This is a genomic window from Stenotrophomonas sp. FR010 (assembly GCF_047520755.2).
Classification (GTDB): domain Bacteria; phylum Pseudomonadota; class Gammaproteobacteria; order Xanthomonadales; family Xanthomonadaceae; genus Stenotrophomonas; species Stenotrophomonas sepilia.
The window spans coordinates 18,778-36,577 of sequence record NZ_JAXBQT020000014.1; the positions used below are offsets into that span (position 1 = coordinate 18,778).

The window sequence follows — 17,800 nt, forward strand, 5'->3', positions numbered from 1 at the left end:
GCCGTGGTTCCTGCCCGCGAAATGAGGATGTCTACCGTGAATGTCGCCGGCCGCCGCACCGTCGCCGCTGTCATGGCATCGCTGTTGCTGCCCGGCATCGCTGCTGCGTCCGGCTGTGCGAGTCCACTGCAGGTGGCATGGCGTTCCGATCGGCCGCCGCTGTCATACAACGCGCAGGGCGATCTTGCGGGGTTGGCTGCGGATTACCTGCCGCTGCTGGGCCCGCAGGCAGTGCAGCATGCGCAGCCATTGCCCGCAGCGGTGCTCACCGATGACCCGCTGCCGGCTGGCACCCAGGTGCTGCTGGGCTGGCCGCGCGCACAGCTGCCGACCGGCTGGGTGGCCAGCAGTCCCTACCTGGAAGTGCCACAGGTGATCGTGCGGCGCGAGGGTGCAGCGCCAGTGCTGGGGTTGGAGGGACTGCGTGGCCGCAGCGTGGCCAGCCCGGACCGGCTGCCGCTGGACGCATTGCTGGCCGAACAGGCCCCGGGTGCGCAGCTGCTGGCACCGGCGCCGCTGGACCACGCGCTGTCACTGCTGCGCGCCGGGCTGGTCGATGCCGTGGTGGCCAATCTCGCTGAAGTCGAAGCCGCGCTTCGCGCCGTGCCGGGTGACCCTCTGGTGATCGCAGCACCCGCGGGCTTCGGCGATGCACTGGTGCTGGCCGCCGTACCGGCCTGTGCTGCGGTGGTCGCTGCCTTCGACCGGGAGCTGCAGCGGGAGGGCGATGCGCGTCGGGCGTCGGTTCGCAGTGCCTGGCTGCCGGACCTGCCACGTGCGCGGCCCGCCGGTTCGGCACTGCGCTGGCTGGTGCCGGTGTCGCTGATCCTGCTCGCGCTCATACTGCTGCATGCCTTCGGCTACTGGCGCGTGCATCGCGAGAGCGTGCGTCGCCGGGTGCTGGAGCAGCGCTTGCATGAAGTCACCGCGAACCTGCCGGCGGTGGTCTACCAGGCGCGCCGTTCGGCAACCGGCCACTACAGCCTGGCGCAGATCGCCGGCGACGTGCAGGCGCTGTTCGGCGTAGCCGTGGAGACTGAGCGGATCGACCATCTGCAGCTGCTGGCGGCCGTGCATGCCGGTGACCGCAGCCGGGTGATGGCGAGCATCGAAGCGGCCGCGCTCGTGCGCGGTCCGATCGACGTCACCTTCCGCACCCGGGCGGCGCAGGGCTGGCGCTGGGTCCGATCACAGGGACGACCGTTGCCGTGCGATGACAGCAGCGTGGAGTGGAGCGGCTACTGGATGGACGTCAGCGAAGCCCAGGCGCGCGCAACGGCGTTGGCCGAGGCGCGCCGCGCGGCCGAGCAGGCGGCGCTGGCCAAAGGCCATTTCCTGGCGACCATGAGCCACGAGATCCGCACGCCGATGAGCACCCTGCTGGGCATGCTGGAGCGGCTGGCTGGCACGGACCTGGATGCGGGCCAGCGGCAGGTGCTGACAACCGTCGGTGACGCTGCGCAGATGCTGCGGCAGATCCTCGACGATGTGCTGCACAGCCAGCGCCTGCAGCCGGCGCCCCTGCAGCTGCGTCCGACCGATCTGGCGGCGCTGGTGTGCGCGGTGCAGCAGCTGTTGATGCCCGTCGCGGCCAGCCGCGGGCTGCACCTGTGCAGCGAGATTGACCCGACGTTGCAGCCCTGGTCGCTGGCTGACGGGCTGCGCCTGCGGCAGGTCCTGTTCAACCTGGCCGGCAACGCGCTCAAGTTCACCCTGCAGGGAAGCGTGGTGTTGCAGGTCCGCGTGCTGCAGCAGCGCGACGGCGGCCAGCGACTGCGCCTGCAGGTGACCGATACGGGCGTGGGCATCAGCGCGGAGCGGCAACAGGCGGTGTTTGCCGCCTACGAGCAGGCCGAGGCGTCGACCACGCGCCGTTTCGGCGGCAGTGGTCTGGGGCTGTCGATCTGCCGGGAGCTGGCGACGTCGATGGGCGGGCGTCTGCACCTGCGCAGCGTGCCCGGCAAGGGCACCACCGTGTGGCTGGAGCTGGACCTGGCGGCCTGTGCGGCCCCCGCTGCGGGACCGGCGACGGCACGGCCCGCGCAACGACCGTTGCCGCCGGCGCGGGTGCTGGTGGCCGAGGATCATCCGACCAACCTGCAGTTGCTGGCACAACGCCTGTGCGAGCTGGGACTGCAGGTGCACGCCTGTAGCGACGGCCTGCAGGCATGGGAGGCCTGGCAGGCGCAACCGTTCGACCTGGTCATCACCGACTGCCACATGCCGCACATGGATGGCTTCGCGCTGGCCCGGGCGATCCGTAGCGACGCCTGCGCCACCCGTGCGCGGGTCCCGATCATTGCGCTGACTGCCAGCGTGCTGGAGCGCACCCGTGAGGCCTGCCGTGATGCGGGCATCGACCATTTCCTGGCCAAGCCGCTGGAGGTGCACGAACTGCGCGCGCTGCTGGAAGTGCTGCTGTTGCCGGACTCAGTGCGCCAGTAGGCGGACGATGCTGGCAGCGGCGTCGCGGCCTTCGGCCACCGCGGTTACCACGAGATCGGCACCACGCACCGCGTCACCACCGGCGAACAGGCGTGGATGCGCGGTCTGGAACGGCAGGCGGTCCTTGCCACCGGCGAGGATGCGGCCATTGGGCTGGCCTTCCACCCCCAGTTCCGCCAGCCACGCCGGCACGCTCGGCGAGAAGCCGAAGGCGATGATCACCACGTCTGCCTCCAGCAGCGACTCACTGCCTTCGATCGGCACCGCGTTCTGGCGGCCATTGGCATCGGGCTCGCCCAGCCGGGTCTCGACCACGGTCACGCCGATCACCTCGTCGTCGGCGCCGGCTTCGATCGACAGCGGCTGCCGGTTGAACAGGAAGCGCACCCCTTCCTCGCGTGCATTGGCGACTTCGCGCGCGCTGCCGGGCATGTTGGCTTCGTCGCGGCGATAGGCGCAGGTGACCTTGGCCGCGCCCAGCCGCACCGCACTGCGCACGCAGTCCATGCCGGTATCGCCACCGCCCAGAACCACCACGCGCTTGCCGTTGAGATCGGGCAGGGCGATGGTGTCTTCCCAGCCGGCGATCGGCCGGCCCTTCGGATCATCGCCGCCGACGATGCGGCTGTTCTGCACCAGGAACGGCAGCGCCGGCAGCACGCCCTTCAGGTCCTGGCCGACCAGGCCACCATCGGTATAGCGGTAGGCGCCGGTGCCTATGAACACCGCATCGTGGCTGTCCAGCAACTGCTGCACGCTGACATCACGGCCGATCTCCACACCGAGGCGGAACTGCACGCCCATGCCTTCCAGTACGTCACGGCGGCGATGGATCACATCCTTGTCCAGCTTGAAGCTGGGAATGCCGAACTGCAGCAGGCCACCGATCTGCTCGTAGCGGTCGTAGACCACGGCGGCAATGCCGGCGCGTGCCAGGCGGTCGGCACAGGCCAGCCCGGCCGGGCCGGCACCAATCACCGCCACACTGTGGCCGGTCGGCTGCACCGCGCCCAGGTCCGGGCGCCAGCCACTGGCCAGTGCGGTATCGACGATGTACTTCTCCACCGCGCCGATGGTGACCGCGCCGAATTCCTCCAGCGTGCAGCTGCCTTCGCACAGCCGATCCTGCGGGCAGACCCGGCCGCACACTTCCGGCAGCGGATTGGTGCTGTGGCACAGCGTGGCGGCCTCGTGGATGCGGTTTTCCTGCACCAGCTGCAGCCACTGCGGAATGGCGTTGTGCACCGGGCACTTCCAGCTGCAGTACGGGTTGCCGCAGTCCAGGCAGCGGCCCGCCTGGTACTGGGCGTCTTCCTTGCCGAACTTGCCGTACAGCTCGCCCCAGTCGCCGGACGTGCGCAGTTCCACCGGGATGCGCTGCGGCATGGTGCGGGGCAGGTCGAGGAACTGGAAGGCGTGCTTGCGGCTCATGGCGGACTCTGGAATGCGAGGGGGAACGTTGCCGGCCAGCGGCCGGCACTACGTGATCCTGGGTTGCCGGCCAGCGGCCGGCACTACCGTTATGCGGCGCGTCGCAGGGTTTCGGTCAGCGACTCGATGCTGGCGGCCTTGGGTTTGACCAGCCAGAACTTGCCGATGTAATCGCGGAACTCGTCCAGGATCTGCTGTGCCCAGATGCTGCCGGTCAGCTCGCGGTGGCGGCCGATCAGGCGGTGCAGGTGCTGGCGGTAGTTCTCGAAGCCTTCGGCGGAGACGCGATGGATGTCGATCAGCTCGTGGTTGTAGCGGTCGACGAAATCGCGGTCCACGTCCAGCACGTAAGCCAGGCCACCGGTGAAGCCGGCGCCGAAGTTCAGCCCGACCTTGCCCAGCACCAGCACCACGCCGTCGGTCATGTACTCGCAGCAGTGGTCACCGGCACCTTCCACCACCGCCAGCGCGCCCGAATTGCGCACCGCGAAGCGTTCGCCGGCACGACCGGCGGCGAACAGCTCACCACCGGTAGCGCCATACAGGCAGGTGTTGCCGATGATGGCGGTGCTGCGTGCCTCGAAGCGGGCGCCACGCGGCGGACGCACCACCAGCCGGCCGCCGGCCATGCCCTTGCCGACGTAGTCGTTGGCTTCGCCTTCCACTTCCAGGTGCAGGCCACCGACGTTGAAGGCACCGAAGCTCTGCCCGGCGCTGCCGCGGAAGCGCAGTTCAAGCGGTGCTTCGGCCATGCCCTGGTTGCCGTGCGCGCGCGCCACCGCGCCGGCCAGGCGGGTGCCGATGCTGCGGTCGGTGTTGTGGATCAGGAAGCGGTGCTCGCCACCGCGCTTGTGCTCGATGGCCGGGGCCAGCAGCCCATCCATCTGCGTGGCCAGGCTGTCCGGCGATTCGTACAGGCGCTGCGCGGCGCAGTGGCTGCCTTCGTAGCGGCTGTCGGCCAGCAGCCGCGACAGGTCCACGCGCACGCCGTCACGCGGCGCGGCCTCGATCTGCCGCAGCAGGTCGGTGCGGCCGACGATCTCTTCCAGCGAACGCACGCCCAGGTACGACAGCCAGCCGCGCACTTCCTCGGCCAGCAGCCGGAAGAAGTTCTCCACGCGTTCGGGCTGGCCGGTGAAGTGGTTCTCGCGCAGGCGCTCGTCCTGGGTGGCCACGCCGGTGGCGCAGTTGTTGAGGTGGCAGATGCGCAGGTACTTGCAGCCCAGCACGATCATCGGCGCGGTGCCGAAGCCGAAGCTGTCCGCCCCCAGCAGCGCGGCCTTGACCACATCCAGGCCGGTCTTCAGGCCGCCATCGGTCTGCAGCAGGGTGCGCCCGCGCAGGTCGTTGGCCAGCAGCGCCTGATGCGCTTCGGCCACGCCCAGTTCCCACGGCACGCCGGCATAGCGGATCGAGCTGACCGGCGACGCACCGGTGCCGCCGTCATGGCCGGAGATGGTGATCAGGTCCGCACCGGCCTTGACCACGCCTGCGGCAATCGTGCCGACGCCGGCATGGCTGACCAGCTTCACCGACACCAGCGCGGTCGGGTTGACCTGCTTGAGGTCGTAGATCAGCTGCGCCAGGTCTTCGATCGAATAGATGTCGTGGTGCGGTGGCGGCGAGATCAGGCCGATGCCCGGGCGCGCATAGCGCAGGCGTGCGATCAGTTCGTTGACCTTGTGCCCGGGCAGCTGGCCACCCTCGCCGGGCTTGGCACCCTGCGCGACCTTGATCTGCAGCACCTCGGCATTGACCAGGTATTCGGCGGTGACGCCGAAGCGGCCCGAGGCCACCTGCTTGATCTTGCTGCGCTTGGCGGTGCCATAGCGTGCGGGATCTTCGCCGCCTTCGCCGGAATTGCTGCGGCCGCCGAGGCGGTTCATGGCGATGGCCAGTGCCTCGTGCGCTTCCGGCGACAGCGCGCCGAGGCTGATGGCTGCGGTATCGAAGCGCGGGAACAGGGCGCTGGCCGGGGCGACCTCGTCCAGCGGCACCGGCATTGCGGCCGGCACCAGTTCCAGCAGGTCGCGCAGCGCCGATGGCGGGCGCGCGTGCACCGCATCGCAGTACTGCTGCCACGCACGCGGGTCACCGCTGCGCGCGGCGCGCTGCAGGGTGGTGACCACGTCGGGGTTGTACATGTGGTACTCGCCGCCGTGCACGTACTTCAGCAGGCCGCCCACGTCCACGCCCTGCTGCGCATCCCAGGCCTGCGCGCACAGCTCGCGCGCGTCGGCATCCAGGCGTGCGAAGCCGGCGCCGCCGATGCGCGAGGCGGTGTCCGGGAAGCACATGTCCACAACCTCGGGTTCCAGGCCGATGATCTCGAACAGCTGCGCGCCGCGATAGCTTGCCACCGTACAGATGCCCATCTTCGAGATGATCTTCGACAGGCCCTTGTAGATGCCCTTGCGGTAGCGGCGGCCGATCTGCGACTGCTCGCCGCCCTTGCTGAGCTTGAGGATGCCGCGTCGGCCCAGGTCGAACAGGGTCTGGTAGGCCAGGTACGGATACACCGCGGTGGCACCGAAGCCGAGCAGGCAGGCCATGTGGTGCGGGTCGCGCGCGGTGCCGGTTTCGACGATCAGATTGACGTCGCAGCGCAGCCCCAGCCGCGAGAGGTGGTGGTGGATGGCGCTGGTGGCGAGCAGGGCATGCACCATCGGCCGACCGGCCACCGGGTAGCGGTCGGACAGCAGCAGCATCACCATGCCCTGGCGCGCGGCCTGCTCGGCCTCGCTACAGATGCGCTCGATGCCGGCACGCAGGCCCTCGTCTTCGCTGTAGGACAGATCAAGCAGGCGGTTGGCCTGCACGTACTGGTCCATCTTCAGCAGCTGGCGCAGCTTGCGCTGGCTCAGCACCGGCGAGTTGAGGATGACGTGGTTCACCGTCTCCGGGCCGGCATGGAAGATGTTGGTCTCCTTGCCGAGCTGGGTGGACAGGGACATCGCGCAGTCTTCGCGCAGCGGATCGATCGGCGGGTTGGTGACCTGCGCAAAGGCCTGGCGGAAATAGTCGTACAGCGGACGGCTGCGCTGGCTCAGCACCGCCATCGGTGTGTCGTCGCCCATCGAGCCGGTGGCTTCCTGCTCGGTCTCGGCCAGTGGCCGCAGCACCTGTTCCACTTCCTCGCTGCTGAGCTGGTAGAGCTTGTGATAGCTGCGCAGGGTGGCTTCGTCGAACGGTTCTTCCACCAGCGACGGGTCGATCAGTTCGGTCTGCAGGTAGGTCACGCCCTGCTGCAGCCACTGCTTGTACGGCGCGCGACCGCGGTTGATGCGGTCCACCGTGTCCGAATCGAGCAGGTCGCCGCGCTTGAAGTCGATGGCCACCATTTCGCCGGGGCCGAGCTTGCCCTTGCGCACCACGCGCTCGGTCGGCACTTCCCACACGCCGGCTTCGGAGGCGACCAGGAAGTGGCGGTCGGCGGTGAGCATCCAGCGCGCCGGGCGCAGGCCGTTGCGGTCCAATGTACAAACCGCATAGCGGCTGTCGCAGGCGACGATGCCGGCCGGGCCGTCCCACGGCTCGCTGTTGAGGCCGTGGAATTCGTAGAAGGCTGCCAGGTCGGGGTCCTTGAACTCCAGCGACTGGGTGGCCGGCGGCACCAGGATGCGCAGCGCCTGGATCAGCTCCATGCCACCGGCAACCATCAGCTCCAGCATGTTGTCCAGGCTCTGCGAATCCGAACCGTGCATGGAGATCACCGGATCGAATTCGGCGATGTCGAAGCGTGGCGTCTTCCACACCTTGCTGCGCGCCTGCGCCCAGCGACGGTTGCCTTCGATGGTGTTGATCTCGCCGTTGTGGGCGAGCATCCGGAACGGGTGCGCCAGCGGCCAGCGCGGCAGCGTGTTGGTGGAGAAGCGCTGGTGGAACACGATCGCGCTGGAGGCCAGTTCGCGGCGTTGCAGGTCGGGGAAGAAGCGGCTGAGCTTGTCCGGCAGCACCATGCCCTTGTAGCTGATCGCATCCGGGGTGAGGGTGGTGACGTAGAAGTCGGCATGGTCGCGCAGCTGCTGTTCGCTGCGGCGACGGGCCAGGAACAGCGCCAGCGCGAAGCCGGCATCATCCTGGCCGACGCCGGCATCGACGAACACCTGCTCGATGCGTGGCAGGGTGTCGCGCGCCAGCTGGCCGCAGACGCTGTCGTCGGTGGGTACCTCGCGCCAGCCGGCGACCTTGCAGCCGACCGCTTCGACCTGCGCCTGCAGCTGCGTGCGGCAGGCGTGTGCAGCCTCGGCATTGTGCGGCAGGAACACCAGGCCGGCAGCGAAGCGCGCGGCGACGGCGATACCGGCTTCACTGGCCAGCAGTTTCAGGAACGCATCGGGGCGGCGCAGCAGCAGGCCGCAGCCATCGCCGGTCAGGCCATCAGCGGCGACGCCGCCACGGTGGGTCATGCGCGAAAGCGCGGCGATGGCGGTATCAACCAACAGGCGCGAAGGTTGATCGTCGAGCTGGGCGACCATGCCAAATCCACAGGCATCGCGCTCGGAGCGCGGGTCGTAAAGCCCTTGGCGGTTGCGGGGGGCCATCTCTACCTCGATGCGTATAGGGTTGGCGGCGACACTCGTCCCCGCTCATTCCCTGGAGCGCATCGTGAGGCCACCGGATGCCTCGACTAGATCACAGGTTGCTGCAGCGCCGCAATACACGGTTGCAGGTGCAACAGAACGCGCCGGCATCCCGTGCCGGCGCGCGGACGGGCTCAGCCGCAGCGCACGCCGCTGACCAGGCCCTTGTCGTCCACTTCGATGTTCAGGCGGTCGCCGAGGAACTCCATGGTGGCGACGTCATTGGGCTTCATGACGCGCAGCTGGTGGGCACCGGCATCTTCCTGCGCCTGCTTGCCCAGCGCGTCGGCGTAGGCCTGGCCGACCAGGCTCTGCACCTGGCTGGCATCGCAGGTGCCGACCGGCGGTGCCTCGGTGGCCTTGCCGGTTTCGTCGGCCGGCGCCTTGGCGGCTTCGGCCGCCTGCTGGGCATGGGCAGTGGCCGAATCCTGTTCATCCAGCGCCGGAGCCTGGCAGGCGGTCAGGGCCAGCACGGCAGGCAGCAGCAGGGCGGAGAGCGAACGGGCGCGAATCGGGAACGACATCATGACTCCGGAAGGGATTGTGAAAGCCCGAGCATAGCGGCGAACCGACCCTCACGTGTTTGTCTTCTGTTATCGACAGGTTCGCGGCATCGCGACAGCGACACTGCGGTCATGCCAACCTCCTCTACCCCCGAACGACAGGCCGCGCGCGCGGCCGGCCTGCGCTATGTCGATGACACCCAGCCAGGCATCAGCCGGCGTCGCGCCGGCAAGGGCTTCAGTTACCGCGATGCCGATGGCCACGCGGTTCGCGATGCCGCCACCCTGCAGCGCATCCGTGCGCTGGCGATTCCACCTGCGTATACCGCCGTGTGGATCTGCGCCCACGCCAATGGCCACCTGCAGGCCACCGGCCGCGATGCGCGTGGACGCAAGCAGTATCGCTACCATGCCGATTGGGCGAAGGAGCGCGATGCCGGCAAGTTCGACCGCATCATCGCCTTTGGCGAGGCATTGCCCACGCTGCGGCGGCGGCTGTCGCGCGATCTGAAGCAGCCCGGCTTCCCGCGCGACAAGGTGCTTGCGGTGGTGGTGGCCCTGCTGGCCGACACCCTGATGCGGGTGGGCAACGAAAGCTATGCACAGGAAAACAAATCCTACGGGCTGACAACGCTGCGCAACCGCCACCTGGACCTGCTGCGCGGTGGTCGCGTGCGCATGCGCTTCCGGGGCAAATCCGGGCAGTTGCACGAGGTGGTGGTGGGCGATCGGCGGCTGGGCACGCTGGTGCGCGGCATCCAGCAGCTGCCCGGGCAGGCGCTGTTCCAGTACCGCGACGACGAAGGCGCGCTGCAGCCGGTGGATTCCGGCGCGGTGAACGACTACCTGCGCGAGGTGATGGGCGAAGACTTCACCGCCAAGGACTTCCGCACCTGGGGCGGCACGCTGGCGGCGGTACAGGCATTGGCCGCCACCGAACTGCCGGAACCGGCCAGCCAGCGCGCGCTGGCCAAGGCGCAGCGCGAAGTGGTCTGCCAAGTGGCGGCACGGCTGGGCAACACGCCGGCCGTGTGCCGCAAGGCCTACATCGACCCGTGCGTGTTTGCCGGCTGGGAGCGCGGTGAGCTGGCCTCGCTGGCCGGCCTGCGCGGCCCGCGGCAGTGGGAGCAGGCCACCCTGAAAGTGCTGCGCCGGGCGCGGCGGCTCAGTCGCAGTCGTCAGCCGCAGTAGATCGCAACGATGTTGTTGGTCCGGCCCTTCTCGATGGTCAGGCGGTCGCCGCCTTCGCTGGCCGGCGGCACCCTCGGGCCGTCGTGGCGCAAGACCCGCACGTGCAGGCTGTCGCTGTCCACGCGTGCGCGGGCCACGGTGGCGTCCGAGGCGGCCAGGCCCACCGCGCCGCGCACCTTGTCGCTGTGGCACTGGCCGGAAATCACGCCGTCGATCGGCTGCACCTGGGCCATCGGTGTGCTGCTGCAGGCGGCAAGGGCAAAGCAGGCGGCGGCGGTGGCGATGGCATGTTTCATGGAGGCACTCCTTGTTTGATTGCGTGCAGGGTGCGACGTCAGACGTGGTGGCGGAATGAATGCCGTGCACATCGTGGACACGGCGCGCTCACCGCCGCCAACAGCGTGGGTGGAGACACTGCAGGAGCGGCATGGGCCGCCCCCGGTAGTGCCGGCCGCTGGCCGGCAGCCCCTTTCCCTCCCGAGGAGACCTGCATGGCCACCACCAGGAAGACCCCCGCCCGCCGTAAGGCATCGCCGAAAGTGCGCAAAGGCAGCACCCCGACCAAGACGGTCGCCGACCCTGATCGCCCGCGCGTGGTGAAGACCGCAACCCGCAAGGCAGCCGCCAGTGATCCACGGGCGGCACGCGTCGCTGCACGGCAGCGGCGCCTGCAGGACCAGGAGAAGGCCAAGGACGCCCGCGCGGCCAAGAAGGCGAAGAAGTCCGCCACCCAGGCCGGCGCACGCCGGCAGCCGGAGGCGATGCCGGCACAGCAGCTGGCCAAGCCCGGGCACGAGCACGAACTGGAGCTGGCGCCCCGTTTCCTTGCGCCCGACTACGCGGGCAGCGGCAAGCTGCAGGGCATGCGTGCGATCGTCACCGGTGGCGACTCCGGCATTGGCCGTGCGGTGGCAGTGTTGTTCGCGCGCGAAGGTGCGGATGTGGCGGTACTGCACCTGGACGAGGCCGAGGACGCGGACATCACCCGCCAGCACGTGGAGCGCGAAGGCGGCCGCTGCGTGGTGATCGCCGGCGATGTGCGCGACCCGCGCTTCTGCAACAAGGCTGTCAAGCAGGTGGCCAAGGCGTTCGGCGGCATCGATATCCTGGTCAACAACGCCGCGTTCCAGCTGCACTGCGAGCGCCTGGAAGACCTGGAAGACGCGCACCTGCAGGAAACCCTGCAGACCAACATCGGCGGTTACATCCAGATGGCGCGTGCGGTACTGCCGCATCTGGGCGAAGGCGCCAGCATCATCAACACCGGCTCGGAAACGGGGATCTTCGGCAGCAAGGCGCTGATCGACTATTCCGCCACCAAGGGCGCGATCCATGCGTTCACCAAGGCGCTGGCCAGCCAGCTGCTGCCGCGCGGCATCCGCGTGAACTGCGTGGCGCCGGGGCCGGTATGGACGCCGCTGAACCCCGCCGACAAGCAGGCCGAAGACGTGGCGGAGTTTGGCAAGGACAGCGACATGGGCCGGCCTGCACAGCCTGAAGAGCTGTCACCGGCGTATGTGTTCCTGGCCTCTCCGGCCTGTGCCAGTTACATCAGTGGGGTGATCCTGCCGGTGATGGGCGGGCCACGGGGCTGAGTGATGGCGTGATCTGCCTGAATGCGGCGTGGCGGCGAAGGTGTGCGGTGCGTCAAAAAGCCCCAGCAGGTGGCTGGGGTAGGCTGACTCCGTACTGATCACGTCCAAGGAACGACCATGCCCGAGATGGATATCGATGCGGCGGCCAACGAAGTCGTCGCCCTGCTGCGACAGAACGACGCGCGCGCTGCAGCCGCCCGCCTGAACGCCCTGCACGACGGGCAGAGCGCCGTGGTGCAGGAAGCGCTGGATCGCTACGTGTCGGTGCGCGCCGCCACCGAGCTTGAGACATTGCGGCGCAGCGGAGGTGTTGCCGCAGCTGATGCGACGACGGTGAACCCGATGCTGGACCGTCTGAGCAACGCGGAGCGTCCACCACGGATGCCCGACGCGGCTGAGACCGCAGGCCTGAGCCAGGCCCAGCATTACGACGTTTATGGCAGCATCGTGGCCCAGCGCGGCAACACCGCGGCGAATGACGCGATGGCGACGCAGGACCGCGTGGTGCTGGGGCTGCGCGACGAGAACCGCACCACCGAGGCACGTGGGCGTGGCGTTTACGACGACCGCATCGTAGTGCTGTGGAAGGATGCGCAGGGCCAAGGCCATGTGCGCGAGTTCAACCAGGCCACGACCGAGCCGACCGCCCAGTACGACGGTCATGCCAAGACCACGCCGCGCAGCCCGGGGTTCGGCAATGTGGCGCCACGCACCAAGACCGAGGGTGAGGATGTCAACGGCGACCGGGTCAAGGACCTCGGACGCCTGGGCGAAGGCACTACGGAGATGCGCGCGACTACTCATCCACGCAATGGCCATCCCGATGAGTTCGCGCTGCGTCCTTCGCAGGATGCAATCACGGCGGGCACCGGACGGGTGGAGCGCGACAGCAATGGCGACGGCTGGTTCGATGCGCGCGATACCCAAGGCGTGCAGGACCTCAACGACACCTTCAAGATCCATCGCGGCAGCCGCTCCAACACCGATTCGGCCGGTTGCCAGACCATCGGCGGCGGCGAGTACGACGACTTCGTGTCGACGGTGCGCGGCACGCCTGGGCAGAACCGCTGGCAGTACGTGCTGACCTCGGTTGCACCCGGCCAGGCGCGCGAGCTGGGGCAGGATGTGCCGCTCGCGGCCAACGACGATCCCCGTCAGCCGCAGCATCGCGACCATGCCCTGCAGCAGCAGATCAGCACCCGCCTGCACGCCCTGGGTGGACGCTACGCCGAGCATGCCGACGACTACAGTCTGGTGATGCTGCGCGAAGCGAAGGCCGCGGGCATCACCCGGGTCGACCAGATCGTGGCCAGCAATCCCAGTGCTGGACGTGCGGCGGGCGAAACACTGTTCCTGGTGCAGGGCAGTGCGGGCGATCCTGCGGCGCTGCGCGCAGGGGTCAATGCAGCCGAGGTGCGCGACACCGCGGCGGAATCCAGCCTGCGCCAGCTGCAGCAGCAATCGCGCGAACAGGCGGCACCCACACCCGCGCCTGCACAACTGCAGGAAGCGCCGGTGATGGGAGGGCGTTGAGTGATGATCCGATCACACCTGAGTCTGACCGTTTCGTTGATGCTGCTGCTGGCCTGCAGCGCCTGCGCGCCCGCTGGAGAGCGCGTCGCACCGGTAGCGCCTGCCGCCAGCTCACCGGCGAAACCGGAGGCCTTGCCTGTGCAGACCCTGCCCGCTGATCGCGGATTGCCCGCACTGCCGGAAGCCTCTGGCAGCGCCCACCCCGGCGGCCGCTACGAAGCACTGCCGGAACCGGCCAGGCAGGTGCTGGCGCAGTTGAAGTGCAACGTGGAGGGCGCCAGCAACGTGCAGGTGCTTTCCATTCCAGCGCAGGGTGGCCAGCAGGACTTCATGGTTACCGACAGCAGCGGGCCGCGTTTCCGCTACTGGATGCGGTCGTTCTCCGGCAGTGGCGGTACCACCGGGTATCTGGTGCAGCTGCAGGACTGCCCGGCAACCACCACGGGCATGCGCGCCTACATCGCACAGGGAGCGGCACCGCTGCAGGATGTCACCGCATTGTTGCTGGCGCAGGCCGAGCTGCCTGATGCGGCGGCGATGGCGGCCTATCAGGGCAACGGCGCGGGCGATCTGTTCGCCTTCATCGGGCAGCTGGACAAGGTGCCGGTGCTGCGTTGGGCGGCCGAGGCCGATCCCGAACAGCCACTGGCCGCCGATGCGCGCAGCTTCGACCATGGCAATGCCATCCACGGCGGTTTCCTGCGCTGGAACCAGGATCACTTCGAAGTGTCCAGGACCGTGCCGGCCGGGCTATGGCCCTGCGATGGCAGCCCGCTATTGCCGTGCAAGGGCGACCCGTTCGTGACGGGGCGTTGAGGCATCGCGCGCATAGAAGTCGGCAATGCGCGGAATGAACTGCTGCGGATTGGCACCGACAAGATTGGTCAGCACCACTACCGCCACGCCGCGCTCGGGATAGATCACGAAGGCCGAGCGCGCACCGCCGATACCGGCCACCTGAAGGTCGGGCGACGCGCGCAGTACCGCCCAGCCACCCGCCCACCGGCCGGCACGGCCATCCGCCAGGCGCTCTGCGCTCCACATCCGCCGCAGGGCCGTCTCCGGCAACAGGCGGCCTTCGGTCAGCGCGACCAGCCAGCGCGCGGTGTCGTCGGCGGTGGTGAGGATGCCGCCACCCGCCCACAGCGAAGGCGGTATGTCGTAGAACCAATGCGACAGGCGGGACGGCGCATCTACAGCGTCGGTGGCACGCGGGGCCAGGCTGTACATCGTCGCCGCATCCGGAATCAGGTCGTAGCTGTCGCCGAAGGTGGTGCGGGCCATGCGCGCGCTGCTGAACTGGCCGGTGGCGAGGAAACGTTCGTAGGGCATGCCGGATTGCTGCGCGATGATCCGTGCCAGCAATACGTAGTTGGTCTGGTTGTAGGCGAAGCGCTGCCCAGGCGCCGCTTCCAGCGGTCGAGCTGTCACCGCCGCCCATGCCTGTGCTTCGGAACCTCCGCCCAGCAGCCCGTTCGCATCAAGGATGTCCGGAAGGCCGGAGGTATGCGCCAGCAGCTGGTGTACGCGTACGTCTCTCCACGCTGGCGGAAGATCACCCAGATATCGCGAGGCCGGCGCGTCCAGATCCAGTTGCCCCTGCTGGGCCAGCTGCGCGGCAGCCACGCCGGTGAATGCCTTGGTGGCCGAATTGAGCGGGAAGCGGGTGTCGCGCGAGGCAAGCACACCGTTCTCCACGTTGGCCAGCCCGTAGGCTTCGGAGAGCACGATCTGCCCATCCTTGACCACCGCGATCTGCAATCCCGGGATGCGCTGCTCCAGCATGATCTGGCGGATCAGGCGGCGGGTCTGGTCGTTGGCCTGGTCCTGGCTGGCAGAGACGGCGGCGAAGGGCAGGGCACTTATGAGCATGAGCAGGACTCGGAGCATTGGGCGGGACATGCGGAATTCCAGCGGGGCGTTGCGGATCGGATGCGGCGGGCGGGTCAAAGGTTTAAGCGCTCGGTGGTGCCTACCGTTCGTCGGCCCATGACTTCCGGGGGGTTGACTACAGATGTCGTCAAGCTGACAGTGACGACACGTGTAGTCAAGGGAGTGGTGTCATGCGCGGCAAGACCATCGGGGACCAGGAACTGGCCCTGCTGCAGTACATCGATGAACATGCGCCGGCCAGTGTCGGTGAGGTCGCCAGTGGCTACGGCGAGGCCCGTGGGCTGGCTCGTTCCACTGTGCTGACGATGATGGAGCGCCTGCGGGCGAAGGGGTATCTTCAGCGTCGGCAGCAGGACGGCGTCTACCGCTACCAGGCCACCCGTGGCCCGCAGAGCGTGCTGCAGGGCGCGGTGGCGCAGTTCGTCGACAACACCCTGCAGGGCTCGGTGTCGCCGTTCGTGGCCTATCTGTCGCAGCGGCAGAAGGTCAGCGACAACGAGCTGGCCGAGCTGGAAGCGCTGGTCGCCCAACTCCAATCGCGTCGCCACGAGGGCTGAGCCATGGACACCACGATGCTGATCCCGATGCTGGAACGCCTGGGCTGGACCAGCCTGCAGACCGTGCTGCTGGTGGCGCTGGTGTACGGCCTGTGCCGCGCGCTGCCGTCGCTGTCGGCGGCGACCCGCTGCCGCCTGTGGTGGCTGGTCTCGCTGCAGGCCGTGCTCGGCCTGTTCTGGAGCCAGCCGTTGCAGTTGGCCTGGCTGCCTGCCCCGCAGGCGGTGGCGATGACCGCGACCGACGTGGCCGCTGACATCGTCTACCCGCTGGCCCCGGAGGCCTCGGCACAGTTGCTGGCCGCGATGCCGATGCCTGCAGCGGACGCGCCGGCAGTGGCGTGGTGGGCCGTCGCACTGGCCGCGCTGTGGGCATCCGGCGTGCTGCTGATGGCGCTGCGTACCTTCGGTGAGTGGTGTCGCTGCCGCGCGCTGCTGGCAGCGGCCTATCCCTGCGAGGACCAGGCGTTGGTCCAGGCCCTGCAGCTGGCTTCCGATGCACATGGCGTGCGGCCTGCGCCGCGGTTGTGGATGAGCACGCAGGTGGACGCACCGCAGCTGGTCGGCCCGTTCCGCCCGGTGCTGCTGTTGCCGGCTGGCGAGAATGCCCTGCAGGGCGACGCGCTGGACCTGGCCCTGACCCACGAACTGCAGCACCTGCAGCGGCGGGACCTGCAGTGGGGCCTGCTGCCTGCGCTGGCCCAGCACCTGTTCTTCTTCCATCCGCTGCTGCGCCTGTCGGTGCGTGAATATGCACAAGCGCGCGAAGAAGCGGTGGACGCAGCGGTGGTGGGCCAGCACGCTGCCAGCCGCCAGGCCTATGGTCGTCTGCTGCTGCAGCTGGGGGTGGCACCGCAGCCGCACCTGGGCGTGGCCAGTGCCGCACCGGATGCCACCAGCCTCAAGCGTCGCCTGCTCTCGCTGCAGCCGCGCCGGGCCTGCCCGCGCATCCTGGCGATGGCGCTGACTGCTGTGGTGGTGGTGGTGGGCGTGGCGCCGATGCGACTGGTCGCAGCGCCGGTGTCGCCGGCACCGCCCGCGCCACCGGCGGCACCCAAGGTCGTGGCGCCAGCACCGCCGAAGGCTCCCAAGGCTCCGGCCGCACCGCCATCCGCCGCGGGCGTGCCGGCGGCCCCGGCCGCGCCTGCAGCACCGGCCGCGCCGGCCGAACCCGCTGACGCGACCGGGCCCGACGATGCCGATGTGGCCGATGTCGACGATGCCACGGGCATGGCCGAAGACGATGAAGGCGCGACGTCGGCCGCCACCTCCATCACCACCTACGGTCGCCTCGACCTGGGCAGGTCGCCCCGGGAGGCCTTCGTTCTGGTTGATGGTGATTCGACCTTCGCCAACGGCGGCATGGACGACGTGACGGTGGCCCGCAGGCAGCTCGGCAAGGGCCCGGCGTTGTGGTTCCGCCAGGGTGACAAGCGCTACGTGGTGCGTGACCCGATGCTGATCCAGACGCTGCAGCGTGCCTACAGCGGTGCCGTAGAGCTGGGCCGCCAGCAGAGCGAACTGGGCCGCCAGCAAAGCCTGTTGGGTCGCCGGCAGGGCGAACTCGGCAGGCAGATGGGTGAAATGGGCCGCCTGCAGGGCGAGGAATCGCGCCGCATCGCACTGATCGCCGCCGAGGCCGCGCGCAGTGCGATGGCCGCGCATGACATCAACCGCGAGGCGGCGGCGGAAGCGGCAAAGGCAGCGCGCGGTGCAACCAGCGACGTGGCCGTTGCGCGTGAGGCTGCACGCGAGGCCGCCGCCGAGGCACGCCGTGCGATGCAGGAAGCCCGCAGCGAGGCCGGGCAGTCCGGCCGCACTCGTGACATGCAGCGCCTGGCCAGCCAGCAGTCTGAACTGGCCAGCCGCCAGGCAGCGCTGGGCAGCCAGCAGGCCGCCTTGGGCGAGCGCCAGGCACGCGTGCATGCCCAAGCGTCGCAGCAGGCGCAGCAGGTGATCGCGCGCGCCTTGGCCAGCGGCAATGCCGAGCGACTCTGATCGGTAGTGCCGGCCGCTGGCCGAGGCGCGCGCGATCACCTGCTGCGCCTGCTGCGACGCTTGGGCATGCACGC

Annotated in this window: 12 protein-coding genes; 7 read left to right on the plus strand and 5 right to left on the minus strand. The window is 69.0% G+C overall.

Features of this window, described 5'->3' with window-relative positions; translation table 11 throughout:
• The first annotated feature begins 36 nt into the window (after positions 1-36).
• Positions 37-2,445, plus strand: a complete 2,409-nt coding sequence (locus ACM0PK_RS13760) for an ATP-binding protein (RefSeq protein WP_414606793.1) — start codon at positions 37-39, stop codon at positions 2,443-2,445.
• Here the strand turns inward: ACM0PK_RS13760 and ACM0PK_RS13765 are convergent.
• The 3 genes from ACM0PK_RS13765 to ACM0PK_RS13775 form a co-directional block, all read right to left on the minus strand.
• Positions 2,431-3,876: a glutamate synthase small subunit GltD family protein gene (locus ACM0PK_RS13765; protein WP_065185527.1), complete on the minus strand. Its 1,446-nt coding sequence runs from the start codon at positions 3,874-3,876 to the stop codon at positions 2,431-2,433. The genes ACM0PK_RS13760 and ACM0PK_RS13765 overlap by 15 nt on opposite strands.
• An 89-nt stretch (positions 3,877-3,965) precedes the next feature.
• Positions 3,966-8,420: a glutamate synthase large subunit gene (gene gltB / locus ACM0PK_RS13770; protein WP_414606767.1), complete on the minus strand. Its 4,455-nt coding sequence runs from the start codon at positions 8,418-8,420 to the stop codon at positions 3,966-3,968.
• Positions 8,421-8,593: 173 nt separating this feature from the next.
• Positions 8,594-8,983 carry an I78 family peptidase inhibitor gene (locus ACM0PK_RS13775; RefSeq protein ID WP_032954733.1) on the minus strand — a complete coding sequence of 130 codons (390 nt, stop codon included), beginning with the start codon at positions 8,981-8,983 and terminating at the stop codon, positions 8,594-8,596.
• A 111-nt stretch (positions 8,984-9,094) separates the two neighbouring features.
• Between ACM0PK_RS13775 and ACM0PK_RS13780 the strand changes: the two genes are divergently transcribed.
• Positions 9,095-10,153, plus strand: a complete 1,059-nt coding sequence (locus ACM0PK_RS13780; RefSeq protein WP_065178673.1) for a DNA topoisomerase IB — start codon at positions 9,095-9,097, stop codon at positions 10,151-10,153.
• Here ACM0PK_RS13780 and ACM0PK_RS13785 read toward each other — a convergent pair.
• Complete coding sequence (locus tag ACM0PK_RS13785; RefSeq protein WP_065197278.1) at positions 10,141-10,449, minus strand: hypothetical protein; 309 nt, start codon at positions 10,447-10,449, stop codon at positions 10,141-10,143. The genes ACM0PK_RS13780 and ACM0PK_RS13785 overlap by 13 nt on opposite strands.
• A 195-nt stretch (positions 10,450-10,644) precedes the next feature.
• Here ACM0PK_RS13785 and ACM0PK_RS13790 point away from each other — a divergent pair, with 195 nt between their 5' ends.
• From ACM0PK_RS13790 to ACM0PK_RS13800, 3 genes are all read left to right on the plus strand, one after another.
• Complete coding sequence (locus tag ACM0PK_RS13790; RefSeq protein ID WP_414606766.1) at positions 10,645-11,748, plus strand: SDR family oxidoreductase; 1,104 nt, start codon at positions 10,645-10,647, stop codon at positions 11,746-11,748.
• A gap of 117 nt (positions 11,749-11,865) precedes the next feature.
• A complete protein-coding gene (locus tag ACM0PK_RS13795) occupies positions 11,866-13,281 on the plus strand; it encodes an XVIPCD domain-containing protein (protein ID WP_111202103.1) in 1,416 nt (471 codons plus the stop codon).
• A gap of 3 nt (positions 13,282-13,284) precedes the next feature.
• Positions 13,285-14,097, plus strand: a complete 813-nt coding sequence (locus tag ACM0PK_RS13800) for a hypothetical protein (RefSeq protein WP_111202104.1) — start codon at positions 13,285-13,287, stop codon at positions 14,095-14,097.
• On the opposite strand, the gene ACM0PK_RS13805 is transcribed toward ACM0PK_RS13800, so the two are convergent.
• A complete protein-coding gene (locus tag ACM0PK_RS13805) occupies positions 14,056-15,153 on the minus strand; it encodes a serine hydrolase domain-containing protein (protein WP_111202112.1) in 1,098 nt (365 codons plus the stop codon). The genes ACM0PK_RS13800 and ACM0PK_RS13805 overlap by 42 nt on opposite strands.
• 191 nt (positions 15,154-15,344) lie before the next feature.
• Here ACM0PK_RS13805 and ACM0PK_RS13810 point away from each other — a divergent pair, with 191 nt between their 5' ends.
• Entirely contained in the window at positions 15,345-15,731 is a 387-nt protein-coding gene (locus tag ACM0PK_RS13810; RefSeq protein ID WP_072167402.1) for a BlaI/MecI/CopY family transcriptional regulator, read from the plus strand.
• Between the two features lie 3 nt (positions 15,732-15,734).
• Positions 15,735-17,726, plus strand: coding sequence for a M56 family metallopeptidase (locus tag ACM0PK_RS13815; RefSeq protein ID WP_414606765.1), 1,992 nt, complete (start codon positions 15,735-15,737; stop codon positions 17,724-17,726).
• Positions 17,727-17,800 lie beyond the last annotated feature (74 nt).

What these genes read in the sequence shown, in the direction of transcription:
- ACM0PK_RS13765 (WP_065185527.1), bottom strand. Translation starts at nt 3,876, where the DNA reads ATGAGCCGCAAGCACGCCTTCCAGTTCCTCGACCTGCCCCGCACCATG.
- gltB (WP_414606767.1), bottom strand. Translation starts at nt 8,420, where the DNA reads ATGGCCCCCCGCAACCGCCAAGGGCTTTACGACCCGCGCTCCGAGCGC.
- ACM0PK_RS13775 (WP_032954733.1), bottom strand. Translation starts at nt 8,983, where the DNA reads ATGTCGTTCCCGATTCGCGCCCGTTCGCTCTCCGCCCTGCTGCTGCCT.
- ACM0PK_RS13780 (WP_065178673.1), top strand. Translation starts at nt 9,095, where the DNA reads ATGCCAACCTCCTCTACCCCCGAACGACAGGCCGCGCGCGCGGCCGGC.
- ACM0PK_RS13785 (WP_065197278.1), bottom strand. Translation starts at nt 10,449, where the DNA reads ATGAAACATGCCATCGCCACCGCCGCCGCCTGCTTTGCCCTTGCCGCC.
- ACM0PK_RS13790 (WP_414606766.1), top strand. Translation starts at nt 10,645, where the DNA reads ATGGCCACCACCAGGAAGACCCCCGCCCGCCGTAAGGCATCGCCGAAA.
- ACM0PK_RS13795 (WP_111202103.1), top strand. Translation starts at nt 11,866, where the DNA reads ATGCCCGAGATGGATATCGATGCGGCGGCCAACGAAGTCGTCGCCCTG.
- ACM0PK_RS13800 (WP_111202104.1), top strand. Translation starts at nt 13,285, where the DNA reads ATGATCCGATCACACCTGAGTCTGACCGTTTCGTTGATGCTGCTGCTG.
- ACM0PK_RS13805 (WP_111202112.1), bottom strand. Translation starts at nt 15,153, where the DNA reads ATGCTCATAAGTGCCCTGCCCTTCGCCGCCGTCTCTGCCAGCCAGGAC.
- ACM0PK_RS13810 (WP_072167402.1), top strand. Translation starts at nt 15,345, where the DNA reads ATGCGCGGCAAGACCATCGGGGACCAGGAACTGGCCCTGCTGCAGTAC.
- ACM0PK_RS13815 (WP_414606765.1), top strand. Translation starts at nt 15,735, where the DNA reads ATGGACACCACGATGCTGATCCCGATGCTGGAACGCCTGGGCTGGACC.